Consider the following 16,922-nt stretch of genomic DNA (forward strand, 5'->3'; position numbering starts at 1 on the left):
TGTGCTGATCCGTGCTCGCCGACCGTCCTCGGAGGAACTCATGCACTGCTATCGGCACCCGGACGTCGAGACCGGCATCCGCTGCACCCGCTGCGAGAAGCCGATCTGCCCGAAGTGCATGATCCCCGCGTCCGTCGGTTTCCAGTGCCCCGACTGCGTCCGGAACGGCTCGGGCACGGGCCACGCCCCGGACGCCAACCAGCCGCGGACCCTCGCGGGTGGCCGGGTCGCGAAGGACGGGCGCTTCGTCACCAAGATCCTGATCGCGGTGAACCTCGCGCTGTTCATCGCCGCCCAGGTGGCCGGCGACCGGTTCGTCGACGAGCTGGTCATGATCGGCTACGCCTACAACCCGCTGCTCGGCGAGGTGGTCGGCGTCGCGGACGGCGAGTGGTACCGGCTGATCACCTCGGCCTTCCTGCACCAGGAGGCCGCGCACTTCGTCTTCAACATGCTCGGTCTGTGGGTGATCGGCGGGATCGTCGAGCCGGAGCTCGGCCGGATCCGTTACGCCGTCCTGTGCCTGCTCTCCGGACTCTCCGGCTCGGCGCTCGTCTATCTGCTCGACGCCCCGAACCAGGCCTCGCTCGGCGCGTCGGGCATCGTCTACGGCCTGATCGGCTCCTGGGTGGTGCTCGCCCGGCGCCGTCGCTACGACATGCGGCCGGTGCTGCTGTTCGTGGCGATCTCGCTGGTGTTCACGTTCGCGCGGCCCGGGGTGTCCTGGGAGGCGCACATCGGCGGACTGGTGGCGGGCGCGGTGGTGACGTACGGCCTGGTGCACGCGCCGCGGGCCCGGCGCGACCTCGCCCAGTACGCGGTCTGCGGGCTGATGCTGCTCGTGGATCTGGGGATCGTGCTGGGCCGCAGCGCCGTGCTCACCTGAGCGCACAGGGCTGTGGACGAGCTTCAGGGGAAGCTTTCCCCAGAGTTATCCACAGTGTGTGGTGGCCTTGCCACGCTGGTGTGGACATGACCACGCCCCCCGCCTCCGACCAGGCGTTCTCTGTCGGAGGAGAGGGGCGAAGTGTTCCCGCACAGGCGTTCTCGCGGTCGTACCGGCGTCAACACCGTGGGAGTTATCCACAGATCTTCGTAAGTTATCCAGTGCTGTGCACAACACTGTGGATAACTCAGGGCAGAGCTTGCCCGGTCACTTCCACTGCGTGGACACACCGAAGCCGGCGGCGATGAAACCGAAGCCGACCACGATGTTCCAGTTGCTGAGGGACTTGAGCGGCAGCGTGCCGTCGGTGACGTAGAAGACCACGATCCACACGAGCCCGATCGCGAACAGCGCCAGCATCAGCGGCGCCACCCAGCTGCGGTTGGACAGCTTGAGGGACGCGGCCTGCTTGGTGGCGGGCGGCGGCGTGTAGTCGGCCTTCTTGCGGATCCGTGACTTCGGCACGAGGGACTCTCCTGTCGATGCGCTGCGTGACCGCGCAGGGAACTGGGCTGGCGCCGGGACGAGACGTACGGGATGTGACACACAGGACCGCTGCGTCCCCCGGGCGTCCGTTAGCGTAGTGGTTCCGCGGCACCGAAGGGGATCAGGGTACGTTGAGCAATTCCGCCGACACTCCCGCAGAGCCGGGCCGAAGCCTCAGGTGGCGCCCGGTCCGGGTGCTCACCGCTGCCGTCTTCGCGCTGGCCGGGCTGATCTTCGTCACCAGCTTCAACACCGCCAAGGGCACCAACCTCCGCACCGACGCCTCGCTCCTGCGGCTCTCCGACCTGATCCAGGAACGCAGCCACAAGAACGCCGTCCTCGACGAGTCCGCCGCCGGCCTGCGCCGCCAGGTCGACTCCCTCGCCGCCCGTGACGACGGCTCCACCGAGGCCCAGGACCAGCGGCTGCGCGCCCTGGAGACCGCCGCCGGCACCACCGAGACCAAGGGCCCCGGCGTCACCGTCACCCTCAACGACGCCCCGCCGAACGCGCAGGCCGCGCCCGGCTACCCCGAGCCCCAGGCCAACGACCTGGTCATCCACCAGCAGGACCTCCAGGCCGTCGTCAACGCCCTGTGGCAGGGCGGCGCCGAGGGCATCAAGGTCATGGACCAGCGGCTCATCTCCACCAGCGCCGTGCGCTGCGTCGGCAACACCCTGATCCTCCAGGGCCGCGTCTACTCGCCGCCCTACAGGATCACCGCTGTCGGTGACCGCGACCGGCTCACCAAGGCCCTCGCCGACTCCCCCGCGATCCAGAACTACCGGCTGTACGTGAAGGCCTACGGCCTCGGCTGGAAAGTCGACGAGCACAGGGCGGTGACTCTGCCCGGCTACTCGGGCACAGTGGACCTCCACTACGCCAAGCCTGTGGGCTGAGCATGCGCTGACCGGGAGGGGAGCCGGGTCCGTGACGGTGCGACTGGTCGTACGCAGCCTCAGCGAGCTGTGCATCACCGTCGGCGCCCTGATCGTCCTCTTCGTCGTGTACGTCATGTACTGGACGGGCGTGCAGGCCCAAGGCGCCACCGCCGGCCAGCTCGACCTCCTCCAGCGGGAATGGGTGGACCGGCCCGTCGAGCCCGCTCCCGGGACCGGGACCACAGCCGGGAGCGGGACCGGGACCGCCGGCGCACCGCGCGCCACGCCGGGCCCGCGCCCCACCCCGTACAGCCCCGGCAAGGGCTTCGCCGTCATGTACGTGCCCCGCCTCGGCAAGAGCTGGGAGTGGCCCGTCCTGGAGGGCACCGGCGCCGGCACCCTCAAGAAGGGCCTCGGCCACTACACCGGCACCGCCCGCCTCGGCGAGACCGGAAACTTCGCCGTCGCCGGCCACCGCCGCACGTACGGAGACCCGTTCAAGGACTTCCCCCGGCTGCGCCCGGGTGACGCCGTCGTCCTCACCGACGGGACGACCTGGTACACGTACCGGATCGACCGCGCGCCCTACCGGACCGTGCCCACCGACGTCGCCGTCGTCGACCCCGTCCCGCGCAAGTCCGGCTATCAGGGCCCCGGCCGCTATCTCACCCTCACCACCTGCGACCCCGAGTGGGGCAGCAGCCACCGGCTGATCGTCTGGGCGCATCTGGACGCCACCCGGCCCGTCACGGCCGGCCGTCCACAGGCTTTGGACAGCTGACCCCCGACCGCCCCGGCGACCCGTACTCTGGTGCCGTAACGAACGGAAGGGGCAGCGGACGTCATGTACGGATGGATCTGGCGGCATCTGCCGGGGAACGCCTGGCTGAAGGCGATCATCTCGGTCGTGATGGTCCTCGCGGTCGTCTACGTCCTCTTCCAGTACGTGTTCCCCTGGGCGGAGCCGCTGCTTCCGTTCAACGATGTGACGGTGGACGGCCAGTGAGCGCACGAATTCTCGTCGTCGACAACTACGACAGCTTCGTCTTCAACCTCGTTCAGTACCTCTACCAGCTCGGCGCCGAGTGCGAGGTGCTCCGCAACGACGAGGTGGAGCTGAGCCACGCCCAGGACGGCTTCGACGGCGTCCTCCTGTCGCCCGGCCCCGGCGCGCCCGAACAGGCCGGTGTCTGCATCGACATGGTGCGCCACTGCGCCGCGACCGGCGTGCCCGTCTTCGGCGTCTGCCTCGGCATGCAGTCCATGGCCGTCGCCTACGGCGGTGTCGTCGACCGCGCGCCCGAGCTGCTGCACGGCAAGACCTCCCTCGTCACCCACGAGGGCAAGGGCGTCTTCGCCGGCCTGCCCTCGCCGTTCACCGCCACCCGCTACCACTCGCTGGCCGCCGAGCCGGCCGCCCTGCCGGCCGAGCTGGAGGTCACCGCGCGCACCGAGGACGGCATCATCATGGGGCTGCGCCACCGCGAACTGGCCGTGGAGGGCGTGCAGTTCCACCCCGAGTCCGTGCTCACCGAGCACGGCCACCTCATGCTCGCCAACTGGCTGGAGCGGTGCGGCGACAAGGGAGCGGTCGCGCGGTCGGAGGGACTCGCGCCGGTGGTGGGCAAGGCCGTCGCGTGACGAGCGGGTCGCCGTGGTTCCGGGCGGCGAGCCTGCCGGAGGGGGAGCCGGAACACGAGCCCCGGCCTCCGCAGCCCCGTGACGAGGCCGAGACGGCCGTCTACGAGCCGATACCCGGCCCGGGCGGCTACGAGCCCGCCCAGCCAGCCCCCGCGCCGTACGAGCCCGCCCAGCCAGCCCCCGCGCCCTACGAGCCCGCGCAGCCGTCCCCCGCGCCCTACGAGCCCGCGCAGCCGTCCCCGACGCCGTACGAGCCTGCCCAGCCGTCCCCGACGCCGTACGAGGCCTACCAGGCGCCGTACGACCCGGCGGCCTACGCACCGGCCCCCGGGCCTGCCCCCGAGGCGGCCTCGGCCTACGGGCCCGCGTACGGAGAGACGTACGACTCCTACGAGGCAGGGCCGACGGTCGCGAGCCCGGTCGCCGGCCCGGACGCCGGTCCCGGCGGCCCGCCCGGTGCCGGGCCGGTCACCGTGCCCGACGACGAGACCATGGCCCTGCGCAGCGTCGAGGAGAGCCCGGCCGCCTCCGGGACCACGCCGCTGCCCGGCCCCGGCCGGGCCGAGCGCCGCCGCGCCGCCCGGCGCAAGGGACGAGGCACCGCGCCCGAGCCGGCCGCCCCGCCCTCGCCCGCCGCGCCGCTCTCCCGGGTCGAGGCCCGCCGCGCCGCCCGCGCCGCCAAGGACAGCGTCGGCGTCGTCCTCAGCCGTGTCGTCGGCGAGCTGTTCATCACCTTCGGCGTCGTCATGCTGCTCTTCGTCACCTACCAGCTGTGGTGGACCAACGTCCGCGCCGGGCAGGAGACCGACAAGGCCAAGGAGGAGATCGAGAACTCCTGGACCCACGAGGACAGCGCGCCCGAGGCCTTCGAGCCCGGCAAGGGCTTCGCCATCATGTACATCCCCAAGCTCGACGTCGTCGTGCCCGTCGCCGAGGGCATCAGCAAGACGAAGGTCCTCGACAAGGGCATGGTGGGCCACTACGGCGAGGGCAAGCTGAAGACGGCCATGCCCTCCGACAAGCAGGGCAACTTCGCCGTCGCCGGCCACCGCAACACCCACGGCGAACCGTTCCGGTACATCAACCGGCTCCAGCCGGGCGACCCGATCGTCGTCGAGACCGGGGACGCCTACTACACGTACGAGATGACGAGCATCCTCCCGCAGACCTCGCCGTCCAACGTGTCGGTCATCGACCCCGTGCCGAAGGCCTCCGGTTTCACCGGGCCCGGCCGCTACATCACGCTGACCACCTGCACGCCCGAGTTCACGAGCACGTACCGCATGATCGTGTGGGGAAAGCTCGTCGAGGAACGCCCGCGCAGCAAGGGAAAGCCCGAGGCGCTCGTAGGCTGATCCCCGGTACCGAGACCACCCACCTTCGGACGGGAAGACCTAGTGGCACGTGCGCGCAACCGGATCGCCGGGATCATCAGCGTCTTCGGCGAACTCCTCATCACCGCGGGCCTGGTGCTCGGCCTCTTCGTCGTCTACTCGCTGTGGTGGACGAACGTCCTCGCCGACCGGGCCGCCGACAAGGAAGGCGACCAGGTCCGTGACCACTGGGCCGGCAGCGGCCCCGGCGCGCTCGACACCAAGGACGGCATCGGCTTCCTGCACGTGCCGGCCTTCGGCGGCGGCGAGGTGCTCGTGAAGAAGGGCACCGACACCGAGATCCTCAACGGCGGCGTCGCCGGCTACTACACGGAGCCCGTCAGGTCCGCCCTGCCGCAGGACAAGCGGGGCAACTTCACGCTCGCCGCCCACCGCGACGGGCACGGCGCGAAGTTCCACAACATCCACAAGTTGAAGACCGGTGATCCGATCGTCTTCGAGACCAGGGACACCTGGTACGTCTACAAGGTCTACAAGACCCTCCCGGAGACCACCAAGTACAACGTGGACGTCCTCCAGCCGGTCCCCAAGGAGTCCGGCAGGACCAAGCCGGGCCGCTACATCACCCTGACGACCTGCACCCCGATGTACACCTCGGACTACCGCTTCATCGTCTGGGGCGAGCTCGCCCGCACCGAGAAGGTCGACGCCCGCCGCACCCCGCCGGCGGAGCTGCGCTGACCCGGACGAAGCAGCGCACATGTAAGCCCCGGCATCCTGGATGCCGGGGCTTACCTGCGTCGGTGACGGGCGGGGCCGTCAGTTGAACCAGCCGCCGCCGTTCTTCTCGGTCTTCACGTTGACGACCTGGTTCGGCTGGCCCGGCGTGCCGGGCTGCGGGTCCTGCTCCTTGACGCGGGCGTCGCCGCCGTTCGGGCCGTCCACGGTGCCGAGCTGGTAGCCGAAGGCCGCGAGGGTCGCCCGGGCCTGGTCGACGGTCATGCCCGTGACCGGCGGGACCGGCTGCTGCGTCTGCTGCGGGCCCTTGGAGACCTTCAGCGTGATCTGGACGTCCTTGGCCTGGTCGGTCTGGCCGTTCGGCGTCTGGCCGATGACCGTGCCGGCGGGCTGGTCGGAGTCCACGTCCTGCCGCGCGACATTGCTGAAGCCGAGCGTCTGGAGCTGCTGGACGGCGACGTCGTAGCTGCGGCCGGTGACGTCAGGCAGCTGCGACTTCTCCTTCTTGGCCACGGTGATCTTGACCTCGGAGTTCTTCTCCGCCGGCGTGCCGCCGTCCGGGGACTGCTTGAGCACCCGGCCGGGCTCCTGGTCGGACTCCTCCGTCACCACGGTGACCTTGAAGCCCTTCTCCTTCAGGAGCTCCTCGGCCTTGTCCTGGAACTTGTCCGTGACGTCCGGGACCTCGACCTGCGGAGCGCCCTCGGAGACCACCACCGAGATCGTCTCGCCGACGTCCATCTTCGCCGTGCCGTCCGCCGCCGGCGTCTGGCTGCAGATCAGGCCCTTCGGCTGGTCACAGCGCTCGGTGCCGGACTGCTGCACCTTGACCTGCGAGTTCTGGGCCAGGCTTTCGGCGTCCTTGAGCGACTTGCCCACGAACGACGGGACCGGCACCTGCTCGGCGCCGTCCTTGGTGTCGAAGATCGAGCGGCCGATCAGGATCGCGCCCACGAGCACCAGCAGACCGGCGAGCACCAGCAGGATCGTCGAGGTGTTCGACTTCTTCTGGCGGCGGCGGTCCGGACGGTCGTCGTAGCCGTAGCCGCCGTCGTCCGGGTTCATCGGCGGCAGCATCGTCGTCTGGCCGCCCGGGTCCGCCTGGCGCAGGGCCGTCGTCGGCTGGTCCTCCGGCGCGTAACCGCCGTAGCCGCCGCCGTACGCGACCGCGCCCATCGCGGCGGTCGCCGCGACCGGCTGGCCGTCGAGGCAGGCCTCGATGTCCGCGCGCATCTCGTCGGCGGACTGGTAGCGGTAGTCGGGGTCCTTGACCAGCGCCTTCAGGACGATGGCGTCCATCTCGGGCGTGATCTCGGGGTCGAAGGAGCTCGGCGGCTGCGGCTCCTCGCGCACGTGCTGGTAGGCGACGGCGACCGGCGAGTCGCCGATGAACGGCGGCCGGACCGTCAGCAGCTCGTACAGCAGGCAACCGGTGGAGTACAGGTCGGAGCGGGCGTCGACCTGCTCGCCCTTGGCCTGCTCGGGCGAGAGGTACTGGGCCGTGCCGATCACCGCGGCCGTCTGCGTCATGGTCATGCCCGCGTCGCCCATGGCGCGCGCGATGCCGAAGTCCATGACCTTGACCTGACCGGTGCGCGTCAGCATGACGTTCGCCGGCTTGATGTCGCGGTGCACGATCCCGGCGCGGTGGGAGTACTCCAGCGCCTGCAGGATGCCGACGGTCATCTCCAGCGTGCGCTCAGGCAGCAGCTTGCGCCCGGAGTGAAGAAGCTCACGCAGGGTCGACCCGTCGACGTACTCCATCACGATGTACGGGATGGAGACACCGTCGACGTAGTCCTCGCCGGTGTCGTAGACGGCGACGATCGCCGGATGGTTCAGCGAGGCGGCGGACTGGGCCTCACGGCGGAACCGGGCCTGGAAGGACGGGTCACGGGCAAGGTCCGCCCGCAACGTCTTCACGGCGACGGTGCGGCCGAGCCGGGTGTCGTGCGCGAGGTAGACCTCGGCCATGCCACCACGGCCGAGCACCGAGCCCAGCTCGTACCGGCCGCCGAGGCGACGCGGCTCTTCCATAGCTTCTCCAGCCCTCTCCGTCTGTCCCGACCGCACCCGTGTGTGGTCCGGCGGTGTGTGCTGTCCGCGCATACGCTACCGGCCGCGGCAGGGCGCTTCGTCCGCCGACCGCCACCTGATACCCGACCGGTATGCGGCCCGCCCGCTCGCCCGCCCACCGGCCGAGAAGATCAGCTCCTGCTGTTCAGCACCGCCTTCATCACGGCCCTGGCGATCGGCGCCGCCAGGCCGCCACCGCTGATGTCCTCGCGGTCGGTGCCCTCGGAGTCCTCGACGATCACGGCGACCGCGACCGGCGAACCCTGGTCGGTCTTCGCGTACGAGATGAACCACGCGTAGGGCCGCTTGGAGTTCTTCTCGCCGTGCTGGGCCGTACCCGTCTTGCCGCCGACCTTCACGCCGTCCATGTGTAGATCGGCGTTGGCACCGGTGCCGTTCTCGACGACGTTCTCCATCATCGCCTGCAGCTGCTGCGCGGTGCCCTGCGAGACCGGACGGCTCAGCTCCTCCGGCTCGGTCTTCTTGATCAGGTCGACGTTCGGCGCCCGCAGCTCGTCGATCATGTACGGCTTCATCAGCTTGCCGTCGTTGGCGATCGCGGCCGTCACCATCGCCATCTGCAGCGGCGTGGTCGCCGTGTTGAACTGGCCGATCGACGACAGCGCGTTGCCACCGCGGTCGGCGGTCTTGTCGTACACGGACGCGGCGGAGCGGACCGGAGTGAACTGCTCGGCGTTGAAACCGAACTTCTCGGCCATCTCGACCATCTTGTCGCGGCCGACGTCGTCACCGAGCTTCGCGAACACCGAGTTGCAGGAGATCCGCAGCGCCTCGTTCAGGCTGGCGTTGGCGCAGCCGTTCGCGTGGTTCTTCATCGGCACCCGGGACAGCGGGATCTTCCAGCCCTCCGGAGTGTCGGTGGCCGCGTTGATGTCCTTGACCTTGCCGCTCTCCAGCGCCGCCGCGGCCGTGACGACCTTGAAGACGGAACCGGGCGGGTAGATCTCGCGCAGCGCGCGGTTCAGCTTCGGCTTGTTCTTGTCCTTCTCCAGCGCCTGCCAGGCCTTGGCGTCCTTGTCGTGGTAGCCGGCGAAGGAACCCGGGTCGTACGACGGGGTCGAGGCCAGCGCCAGGATCTTGCCGGTCGACGGCTCGATCGCGACGACCGCGCCCGTCTTGGAGCCGAGACCCTTGAACGCGGCCTTCTGCGCCGCCCCGCTCAGGGTCGTGACGACGTCGCCGCCCTTCTTCTTCTCGCCCGTGAACATAGCCATCGTGCGGTCGAAGAACAGCCGGTCGTCGTTGCCGGTGAGGATGCCGTCCTCGATCTTCTCGATCTGGTTGGCGTCGAAGGCCTGCGAGGCGTAACCGGTCACCGGCGCCCACATCTTGCCGTCGACATAGGTGCGCTTGTACGTGTAGAAGGTGTCGCCCGAGTCGACGGAACCGGTGATCGGCTTGCCGTCGACGATGATGTTGCCGCGCTGGCTGGCGTAACGCTCGATCGTGACCCGCTTGTTCTTCGGGTGCGCGTTCAGCTCGTCGGCGCGGACGTACTGGAGCCAGTTGTCGCGCAGCAGCAGGGCGAGGACCAGCAGGCCGCAGAAGATCGCGACTCGGCGCAGCGGCTTGTTCACGGACGGACCACCTGCGTCATCTCGGCGTCGGGATTCGGGGCGGGGGCGGGCGCGGGACGGCGCGCGGTGTCGCTGATCCGGATCAGCACACCGATCAGCGCCCAGTTGGCGATCACGGACGAACCACCGTAGGCGAGGAACGGCATCGTCATACCGGTCAGCGGGATGAGGCCCATCACACCGCCGGCGACGACGAACACCTGCAGCGCGAACGCGCCCGACAGGCCCATCGCCAGCAGCTTGCCGAACGGGTCGCGGGCCGCGAGCGCGGTACGCACACCGCGCTCGATGATCAGGCCGTACAGCAGCAGGAAGACCATGACGCCGGCCAGACCCAGCTCCTCGCCGACCGTGGCGAAGATGAAGTCGGAGTTGGCGGCGAAGCCGATCAGGTCCGAGTTGCCCTGGCCGAGACCCGTGCCGAGGATGCCGCCGGAACCGAACGACATCAGCACCTGCGTCATCTGGTCACAGGCGTTGGCCATGTTGGAGCCCTCGGGAGCCGTCTTCAGACAGCCGAACGGGTCGAGCCAGGCCGCCACACGCGACTGCACGTGGCTGGCGGTCGAACCCACGACCACCGCACCGCCCGCGGACATCAGCAGACCGATCACGATCCAGCTGGTCCGCTCCGTCGCCACGTACAGCATGATCACGAACATGCCGAAGAACAGCAGCGACGTACCGAGGTCGTTCTCGAAGACCAGGATGAGGAGGCTGACCGCCCAGATCGTCACGATCGGGCCCAGGTCACGGCCACGCGGCAGATAGAGCCCCATGAAACGGCGGCTCGCCAGCGCCAGCGCGTCCCGCTTCACCATCAGATAGCCGGAGAAGAACACGGCCAGGACCAGCTTGGCGAACTCACCGGGCTGGATCGAGAAACCCGCGACGTTGATCCAGATCTTGGCGCCGAACACGTCCGAGCCGAGGCCCGGCACCAGCGGCAGCAGCAGCAGCACCAGCGCCGCCGCCATCGAGATGTACGTGTAGCGCTGCAGCACCCGGTGATCCTTCAGGATCAGCAGCACGCCCACGAACATGGCGATGCCGATCGCCGAGTACATCATCTGCTTCGGAGCGTCCGGGCTGAACGAGCCGTACGCGCTCGTCGCCCGCTGGATCAGCCGCGGCGACTGGTCCAGCCGCCAGATCAGTACCAGACCCAGCCCGTTCAGCAGCGTGCCCAGCGGCAGCAGCAGCGGATCCGCGTACGGGGCGAACTTGCGCACCACCAGGTGCGCCACGCCCGCGAGCAGGGTCAGGCCGGCCCCGTACCCGAGCATGCCCGGCGGCACCGATCCGTCGATCGCCAGACCGACGTTCAGGTACGCGAACACCGGGATGGCGACGGCGAAAGCGAGCAGCGCCAGCTCGGTGTTACGGCGGCTCGGCGCCTCGATGGCGCCGATGGTGGTCGTGTTGGTGACAACGCTCATGGTGGTGAAAGGCCCCCTACGGGTCTGCTTACTGCTTGCCGCAGTTCGAGGCCAGCTTCTGCTCCTCCGACGACAGGGTCGGTCCGGGGGACGGCGCGGCTGTGGTGGGCTTGGGGTTCGGCGCGGCGGCACCCTCCGAGGCCGGCGGCGGCGTGCTCGCCTTGTCCGCGGCGTCGGCGGCGGCCTTCTGGCGCTGCTCGGTCTTCTTGCAGGCCGAGGCCTGCAACGCCAGATCGGAGATCTTGGTCCGCGCCTTGGCGAGGCTGCCGCTCGTGATCGTGTCCTCGACCTGCTTGCGCTGATACGTCGGCAGGTACTTGAGTTCGATCTCGGGATGGTCCGTCTCGACCTCCGACAGCTTCACCCACGCCAGGTCCTGGCTGATGCCCCGGTACAGCGCCACGTGGTCGTCCTTCGAACCCACGTAGTACTGGGTCTGCGTCCAGCGGTACCCGCCGTACAGCCCGCCGCCGACCACGGCGATCGCCAGCACCAGGAAGAAGGAGCGCTTCAGCCACCTGCGACCCTTGCGCGGCTTCACGAAGTCCTCGTCCGCGTACGAGCCGAACGAACCCTGCGGCGGCATCCCGCCGTAGCCGTGGTCCTCGCCGCTGCCGGGCGGGCCGAAACCGCCCGCGGGCGGCTGCTGGTGCGGCGCGGGCCGGCCGAGCCCGGAGGCGCGGCCCGCCGGCGTGTGCATCGCACCGCCGTCGTGCAGCTGCGCCTGGTTCTCGGCCACCGCGCCGACGATCACCGGCGTGTCGCTGAGATGACCGGCGAGGGTGTCGCCGCCGTCGACGTCGAGGACGTCGGCGACGATCACCGTGATGTTGTCCGGGCCGCCGCCGCGCAGCGCGAGCTGGATCAGCTCCTGCACCGTCTCCTGCGGGCCCTGGTAGCTGGCGAGGGTCTCCTCGAGCGTCTGGTGCGACACCACGCCCGACAGGCCGTCGGAGCAGACCAGATAGCGGTCGCCGGCCCGCACCTCGCGGATCGACAGGTCCGGCTCGACGTGGTCGCCGCTGCCGAGCGCCCGCATCAGCAGCGAACGCTGCGGATGGGTGGTCGCCTCCTCCTCGGTGATCCGGCCCTCGTCGACGAGCCGCTGCACCCAGGTGTGGTCCTGCGTGATCTGCGTGAGGACGCCGTCGCGCAGCAGATACGCGCGCGAGTCGCCGACGTGGACGAGGCCGAGGCGCTGGCCCGTCCACAGCAGGGCGGTGAGCGTGGTGCCCATGCCCTCGAGCTGCGGGTCCTCCTCGACCATCATCCGCAGCTGGTCGTTGGCGCGCTGCACCGCCGTACCGAGCGAGGTGAGGATGTCGGAGCCCGGGACGTCGTCGTCGAGCGTCACCAGGGTGGAGATCACCTCGGACGAGGCCACCTCACCGGCGGCCTGGCCGCCCATGCCGTCGGCGATCGCGAGCAGCCGCGGACCGGCGTAACCCGAGTCCTCGTTGCCCTCGCGGATCATGCCCTTGTGCGAGCCCGCGGCGAAACGCAGTGACAGACTCATGCCCACCTGCCCTGTCGGCGCCTCGGGGTGCCGCCGGTCTCGAGCCACACTGCCCACCCTCCGGTCGGGAGCCCGCACGCGCCCTGGCCCGCTGCCCTGGCTGCCGCGCGGTCCTCGGGTCGGCCCTTCGTGGGGACCGTCCCGCCGCGCTCGCTCCGCTCGCGCTTACTCATGATGTAGCACTACTTCCGAAGCTCGATGACGGTCTTGCCGATGCGGATCGGCGCGCCCAGCGGAATCGGTGTGGCGGTGGTGAGGCGGGTCCGGTCGAGATACGTGCCGTTGGTGGACCCGAGATCCTCGACGATCCACTGGCCGTCCCGGTCCGGGTAGATCCTGGCGTGCCGGCTGGAGGCGTAGTCGTCGTCCAGCACGATCGTCGAGTCGTGCGCCCGGCCCAGCGTGATGGTCTGGCCCTGGAGGGCGACCGTCGTGCCGGTGAGGGTGCCCTCCGAGACGACCAGTTTGGTCGGGGCGCCGCGGCGCTGGCGGCCGCCGCCCGCGGCCTGCTGGCCACCCCGCTGCTGCGGGGGCGCGGCAGGCTGGCGCCCGCCCTGCTGGGACCGCGCCTCCTGGCGGCGCGAACCGCGCTGGGTGACCCGCGTGCCGAACAGGTCGCTGCGAATGACCTGGACGGCCACGATGACGAACAGCCACAGAACGGCCAGGAAACCCAGCCGCATGACCGTCAGGGTCAGCTCTGACATTGCCCCCGCTTCACCCTTCGGCTTGCCGGTAAACGATGGTGGTGCTGCCCACGACGATCCGCGAGCCGTCGCGGAGCGTAGCGCGGGTGGTGTGCTGCCCGTCCACCACGATGCCGTTGGTGGACCCGAGATCCGTGATCGTCGAGGGCGTTCCGGTCCGGATCTCGCAGTGCCGGCGCGAGACGCCGGGATCGTCGATCCTCACGTCCGCTTCGGTGCTGCGGCCGAGGACCAGGGTCGGGCGGGAAATCTGGTGACGGGTGCCGTTGATCTCGATCCAGCGGCGGACCTGGCCGCCGGCGGCGGGCGCCGGAGCAGGGCCGCCGGGGCGGCCGGCGGCCGGAGCCGTCGGACGGTGCCCGGGCATGGCCGGGGCACCCGGCGGCGGGGCCGCGGGCATCGGCGGGGCACCGGCCGGCGGGTAGCCGTAGCCGCCGCGGGGCGGCTGCTGGTGACCCTGGCCCGGATGCTGCCCCGGATGCTGGCCCGGGTGCTGGAGGTGGCCGGCGGCGGGCGGCTGCGGCTGTGACGTACTCGACGCGAGCGTGCGGCTGCGCACCCGGTACAGACCGGTGTCGAGGTCGTCGGCCTTCTCCAGATGGACCTTGATCGGGCCCATGAAGGTGTACCGCTGCTGCTTGGCGTAGTCCCTGACCAGGCCGGCGAGCTCGTCGCCGAGCTGACCCGAGTAGGGGCTGAGGCGCTCGTAGTCCGGCGCGCTCAGCTCCACGATGAAGTCGTTGGGGACGACCGTCCGCTCGCGGTTCCAGATCGTCGCGTTGTTGTCGCACTCGCGCTGGAGCGCGCCGGCGATCTCGACGGGCTGGACCTCGGACTTGAAGACCTTGGCGAAGGTGCCGTTGACCAGACCTTCGAGTCGCTGCTCGAACCGCTTCAGGACTCCCATGGGGCACCTCCTCCGTCGTTGTCGTCCTGGTACTGCTTACTGATCGTATCCACGCGTCGGGAAATCGGCTGGTTCCCCTTCTCTGCCCTGTGGACGAGTGTCACCTCTCACAGGCCTTCCGCGGTCCGTCAGAGACGGATCGTAGAGGTGGCCTGCGGACAGTGTCCCGCACGCGGGAGCGGAGCAGGAGGGGCCCTCGCGTCACGTCGCCCACTCCTCTTCCTCTTCCTGTTCCCCGGCTCGGTCTCAGGCCTGGTTCTCAGGCCTGGTTCTCAGGCCTGAGTCTCAGGCTCGCTCACCGGCCTGGTTCACCGGCCTGGTTCACCGGCCTCGTTCTCCTCCTCTCTCCTCGTCCGCGAGACAGGGGTCGAAACCGGGGCCGCGGGAACGGATGTGAATCCACGGTCTGCGACGTGCTAATCTTCAGATGTCGCCAGGCGAACGAACCGAAAAGGTGAGGGAGCCGGGAGATCACCCAATGCGCGGGTGGCGGAATAGGCAGACGCGCTGGATTCAGGTTCCAGTGCCCGCAAGGGCGTGGGGGTTCAACTCCCCCCTCGCGCACCAGACGGAAGCCCCGTAGGTCATCGACCTACGGGGCTTCCGCGTTGTTGTGGTGTATCTCGCAGGGAGCTTCGTCGCACACCTCGTCGACGTTCGTCGATGAGCTGCGCGACGAAAGAGGACGGCGGGCGGGCGGACCGCGCGCCTATCGTGCCGGCGTGGAAGCTCCTACGAAGATCGGGACCGCCGGTGCGGGCGCTGGTGAAGCCGCCGGTGCGGGCGCCGGTGCGGGCACCGGGACCGTCCGTGCGTGGCCGGCCGCCGGGACGGTGCGCACCTGGCCGGGCGCCGCGTGGCGCTGGTTCGCGGTGCCCGGGCAGTGGTCGCGGCGCAGGACCGCCGGCGAGATCGTGCTCGCCCTCGTCCTGGCACTGCTGGCCGCCGGAAGCCAGGACATGCTCGGCGGCCACGGCCCGGCCCTCCCGGCCGTCGCCCTCGCCACGGCCGTGCTGTCGCTGCTGCGGCGCCGGCTGCCGTCGGCCGTGCTCGTCGTCACCTCGCTCCTCGCCCCGTTCGTCCCCGGCTTCCTGGCGCTGCTGATCCTCGTCGGCTGGTCCTCCGGGCGGTACATCGCCGGCGCCGGGCGGGCCCTGGCCGCGTACACGGCCGCGTACGTGCTCAACATCGCGGGCACCGTCGTCGAGTCGTGGGACCTGAACCGGATCCTGACGATCGCCTTCATCTCGACGCTGTACTTCCTGGGGACGACGCTCGCGCCCGGCCTCGCCAACCGCTACTGGACCCAGCGCCGCACGCTGCTGCACGCGCTCCAGGAGCGCAACGTGCAGCTGCTGCGCGAGCGGGCCATGGTCGTCGGCCAGGCCAGGATGCGGGAGCGGCAGCGCATCGCCCAGGACATGCACGACAGCCTTGGCCACCAACTGGCCCTGATCTCCGTGCACACCGGCGCCCTCGAAGTGGACCCGAACCTGACCGACCGCCAGCGGGAGGTCGTCGCCGTGCTGCGCAACGCCTCCATGGACGCCATGCACGAGCTGCGCGAGGTGGTCGGCATCCTCCGCGACGGTGTGGAGGCCCCGGACGACGGGGCGGGCGGCGAGGCGGTGCCGCCCGGCGACGAGACGGGCCGGGCGGCGCGAGGCACCGCCGGCATCGAGGGGCTGGTGGCGGCCGCGCGGTCGGCCGGGACCACGATCGGCCTGAGCCGGAGCGGCGAGACCCGCGCGCTCGCGCCGGCCGTCGACCACGCCGCGTACCGGATCGTCCAGGAAGGCCTCACGAACGCCTACAAGCACGCGCCGGGCGCCCCCATCACGGTCGAGGTGCGCTACGAACCGGACGCCTTCGTCGTCGAGGTCCTCAACGAGGAGACGGCCGAGCGGCCGGAGGCCGTCGTCAGCGGCGGGCAGGGCCTGACCGGACTGCACGAGCGGGCCCGCCTGGTCGGCGGCATCGTGCACGCCGGGCCGGCGGACGGCGGCGGCTTCCGGGTCGCCGGAGTCCTGCCGTACGGGGCGGTCGAGGCCGCGCCGTACGTGGACCCGTTCCCGGATCCGTTCGCGGACGCCCCGGCCGGTCCGTCGGCCAACCCGTACGCCGCGCCTTTCGTCGATGCCGCCGACGACTTCCGGCAGCAGTCGAAGAGGCCCCGGCGCGGCCACCGTGGTCGGGTCGCAGTCGGACCGTCCGACTGGACGGTGACCGAGCGGGAGCTGGCGATGGCGATGCAGGCGGGCAGGGGCAGCACGGGCGGCGGAATAGCCGTGGGATGCGGGATCGCGTTCGCGGCGCTCGTCCTGTTGCTCGTGGCGGGCGGCTTCGGCGTCTGGTACATGGTTGGCTCGCTGGGCGACGGCATGATCGACCCGGGGCAGTACGACGCCGTCAAGGTCGGGCAGAGCGAGAAGGAGGTCCGCGACCGCCTCCCTTCGGGCGACAGCATCGCCACCACCGGACTCCACGGCAAGGGCCCCAAGGAACCCGAGGGATCCGCGTGCCTGGTGCTGATGAGCTCCGACATGGGCGAGGACCCGGAGAAGGAGCCGGTTTTCCGGTTCTGCTTCAAGGACGGCAAGCTGATCGAGAAGAAGGCGTACGACGTCGTGCGCTAGGCGCGTCGTAGCGGTCG

15 protein-coding genes and 1 tRNA gene are annotated in these 16,922 nt (G+C 70.3%); 9 read left to right on the forward strand and 7 right to left on the reverse strand.

Features of this window, described 5'->3' with window-relative positions:
• The first annotated feature begins 40 nt into the window (after positions 1 to 40).
• On the forward strand, positions 41 to 886 hold the full coding sequence (locus ACIGO8_RS14380; protein WP_399729096.1) for a rhomboid family intramembrane serine protease: 846 nt from the start codon (positions 41 to 43) through the stop codon (positions 884 to 886).
• A 267-nt stretch (positions 887 to 1,153) separates the two neighbouring features.
• Here the strand turns inward: ACIGO8_RS14380 and crgA are convergent, their stop codons facing one another.
• Positions 1,154 to 1,411, reverse strand: coding sequence for a cell division protein CrgA (crgA, locus tag ACIGO8_RS14385; RefSeq protein ID WP_399729099.1), 258 nt, complete (start codon positions 1,409 to 1,411; stop codon positions 1,154 to 1,156).
• A gap of 152 nt (positions 1,412 to 1,563) precedes the next feature.
• On the opposite strand from crgA, the gene ACIGO8_RS14390 reads away from it, so the two are divergent.
• The 6 genes from ACIGO8_RS14390 (at position 1,564) to ACIGO8_RS14415 (ending at position 6,029) form a co-directional block, all read left to right on the forward strand.
• On the forward strand, positions 1,564 to 2,331 hold the full coding sequence (locus ACIGO8_RS14390) for a DUF881 domain-containing protein (RefSeq protein WP_399729102.1): 768 nt from the start codon (positions 1,564 to 1,566) through the stop codon (positions 2,329 to 2,331).
• A 31-nt stretch (positions 2,332 to 2,362) separates the two neighbouring features.
• On the forward strand, positions 2,363 to 3,094 hold the full coding sequence (locus tag ACIGO8_RS14395) for a class E sortase (RefSeq protein WP_399729105.1): 732 nt from the start codon (positions 2,363 to 2,365) through the stop codon (positions 3,092 to 3,094).
• 63 nt (positions 3,095 to 3,157) lie between these two features.
• Positions 3,158 to 3,319, forward strand: coding sequence for a hypothetical protein (locus ACIGO8_RS14400; protein ID WP_399729107.1), 162 nt, complete (start codon positions 3,158 to 3,160; stop codon positions 3,317 to 3,319).
• Positions 3,316 to 3,954 carry an aminodeoxychorismate/anthranilate synthase component II gene (locus tag ACIGO8_RS14405; RefSeq protein WP_399729109.1) on the forward strand — a complete coding sequence of 213 codons (639 nt, stop codon included), beginning with the start codon at positions 3,316 to 3,318 and terminating at the stop codon, positions 3,952 to 3,954. Before ACIGO8_RS14400 ends, ACIGO8_RS14405 begins: the two co-directional genes overlap by 4 nt.
• Positions 3,951 to 5,309: a class E sortase gene (locus tag ACIGO8_RS14410; protein ID WP_399729112.1), complete on the forward strand. Its 1,359-nt coding sequence runs from the start codon at positions 3,951 to 3,953 to the stop codon at positions 5,307 to 5,309. Before ACIGO8_RS14405 ends, ACIGO8_RS14410 begins: the two co-directional genes overlap by 4 nt.
• Before the next feature lie 42 nt (positions 5,310 to 5,351).
• Entirely contained in the window at positions 5,352 to 6,029 is a 678-nt protein-coding gene (locus ACIGO8_RS14415) for a class E sortase (RefSeq protein WP_399729115.1), read from the forward strand.
• A 78-nt stretch (positions 6,030 to 6,107) separates the two neighbouring features.
• Here ACIGO8_RS14415 and pknB read toward each other — a convergent pair whose 3' ends face one another.
• The 6 genes from pknB to ACIGO8_RS14445 form a co-directional block, all read right to left on the reverse strand.
• Entirely contained in the window at positions 6,108 to 8,063 is a 1,956-nt protein-coding gene (gene pknB, locus ACIGO8_RS14420) for a Stk1 family PASTA domain-containing Ser/Thr kinase (RefSeq protein ID WP_399729118.1), read from the reverse strand.
• Between the two features lie 170 nt (positions 8,064 to 8,233).
• Positions 8,234 to 9,700 carry a peptidoglycan D,D-transpeptidase FtsI family protein gene (locus ACIGO8_RS14425; protein WP_399729120.1) on the reverse strand — a complete coding sequence of 489 codons (1,467 nt, stop codon included), beginning with the start codon at positions 9,698 to 9,700 and terminating at the stop codon, positions 8,234 to 8,236.
• On the reverse strand, positions 9,697 to 11,139 hold the full coding sequence (locus ACIGO8_RS14430) for an FtsW/RodA/SpoVE family cell cycle protein (RefSeq protein WP_399729122.1): 1,443 nt from the start codon (positions 11,137 to 11,139) through the stop codon (positions 9,697 to 9,699). The genes ACIGO8_RS14425 and ACIGO8_RS14430 overlap by 4 nt, the downstream gene beginning before the upstream one ends.
• Before the next feature lie 28 nt (positions 11,140 to 11,167).
• Positions 11,168 to 12,655 carry a Stp1/IreP family PP2C-type Ser/Thr phosphatase gene (locus tag ACIGO8_RS14435; RefSeq protein ID WP_399729124.1) on the reverse strand — a complete coding sequence of 496 codons (1,488 nt, stop codon included), beginning with the start codon at positions 12,653 to 12,655 and terminating at the stop codon, positions 11,168 to 11,170.
• A 182-nt stretch (positions 12,656 to 12,837) separates the two neighbouring features.
• Complete coding sequence (locus ACIGO8_RS14440; protein ID WP_399729128.1) at positions 12,838 to 13,362, reverse strand: FHA domain-containing protein; 525 nt, start codon at positions 13,360 to 13,362, stop codon at positions 12,838 to 12,840.
• A 10-nt stretch (positions 13,363 to 13,372) separates the two neighbouring features.
• Positions 13,373 to 14,269, reverse strand: a complete 897-nt coding sequence (locus tag ACIGO8_RS14445; protein WP_399729131.1) for an FhaA domain-containing protein — start codon at positions 14,267 to 14,269, stop codon at positions 13,373 to 13,375.
• Between the two features lie 480 nt (positions 14,270 to 14,749).
• Between ACIGO8_RS14445 and ACIGO8_RS14450 the strand changes: the two genes are divergently transcribed.
• Positions 14,750 to 14,836: transfer RNA gene (locus ACIGO8_RS14450), tRNA-Leu, on the forward strand.
• A gap of 266 nt (positions 14,837 to 15,102) precedes the next feature.
• A complete protein-coding gene (locus ACIGO8_RS14455; protein WP_399730052.1) occupies positions 15,103 to 16,905 on the forward strand; it encodes a sensor histidine kinase in 1,803 nt (600 codons plus the stop codon).
• The last annotated feature ends 17 nt before the right edge of the window (positions 16,906 to 16,922 follow it).

Origin of the sequence: Streptomyces sp. NPDC053493 (genome assembly GCF_044544825.1) — a bacterium.
Taxonomy (GTDB): domain Bacteria; phylum Actinomycetota; class Actinomycetes; order Streptomycetales; family Streptomycetaceae; genus Streptomyces.

Excerpts from the sequence above, each read along its gene's own strand:
- ACIGO8_RS14380 (WP_399729096.1), top strand. The coding sequence starts at position 41 with ATGCACTGCTATCGGCACCCGGACGTCGAGACCGGCATCCGCTGCACC.
- ACIGO8_RS14400 (WP_399729107.1), top strand. The coding sequence starts at position 3,158 with ATGTACGGATGGATCTGGCGGCATCTGCCGGGGAACGCCTGGCTGAAG.
- pknB (WP_399729118.1), bottom strand. The coding sequence starts at position 8,063 with ATGGAAGAGCCGCGTCGCCTCGGCGGCCGGTACGAGCTGGGCTCGGTG.
- ACIGO8_RS14430 (WP_399729122.1), bottom strand. The coding sequence starts at position 11,139 with ATGAGCGTTGTCACCAACACGACCACCATCGGCGCCATCGAGGCGCCG.
- ACIGO8_RS14435 (WP_399729124.1), bottom strand. The coding sequence starts at position 12,655 with ATGAGTCTGTCACTGCGTTTCGCCGCGGGCTCGCACAAGGGCATGATC.
- ACIGO8_RS14440 (WP_399729128.1), bottom strand. The coding sequence starts at position 13,362 with ATGTCAGAGCTGACCCTGACGGTCATGCGGCTGGGTTTCCTGGCCGTT.
- ACIGO8_RS14445 (WP_399729131.1), bottom strand. The coding sequence starts at position 14,269 with ATGGGAGTCCTGAAGCGGTTCGAGCAGCGACTCGAAGGTCTGGTCAAC.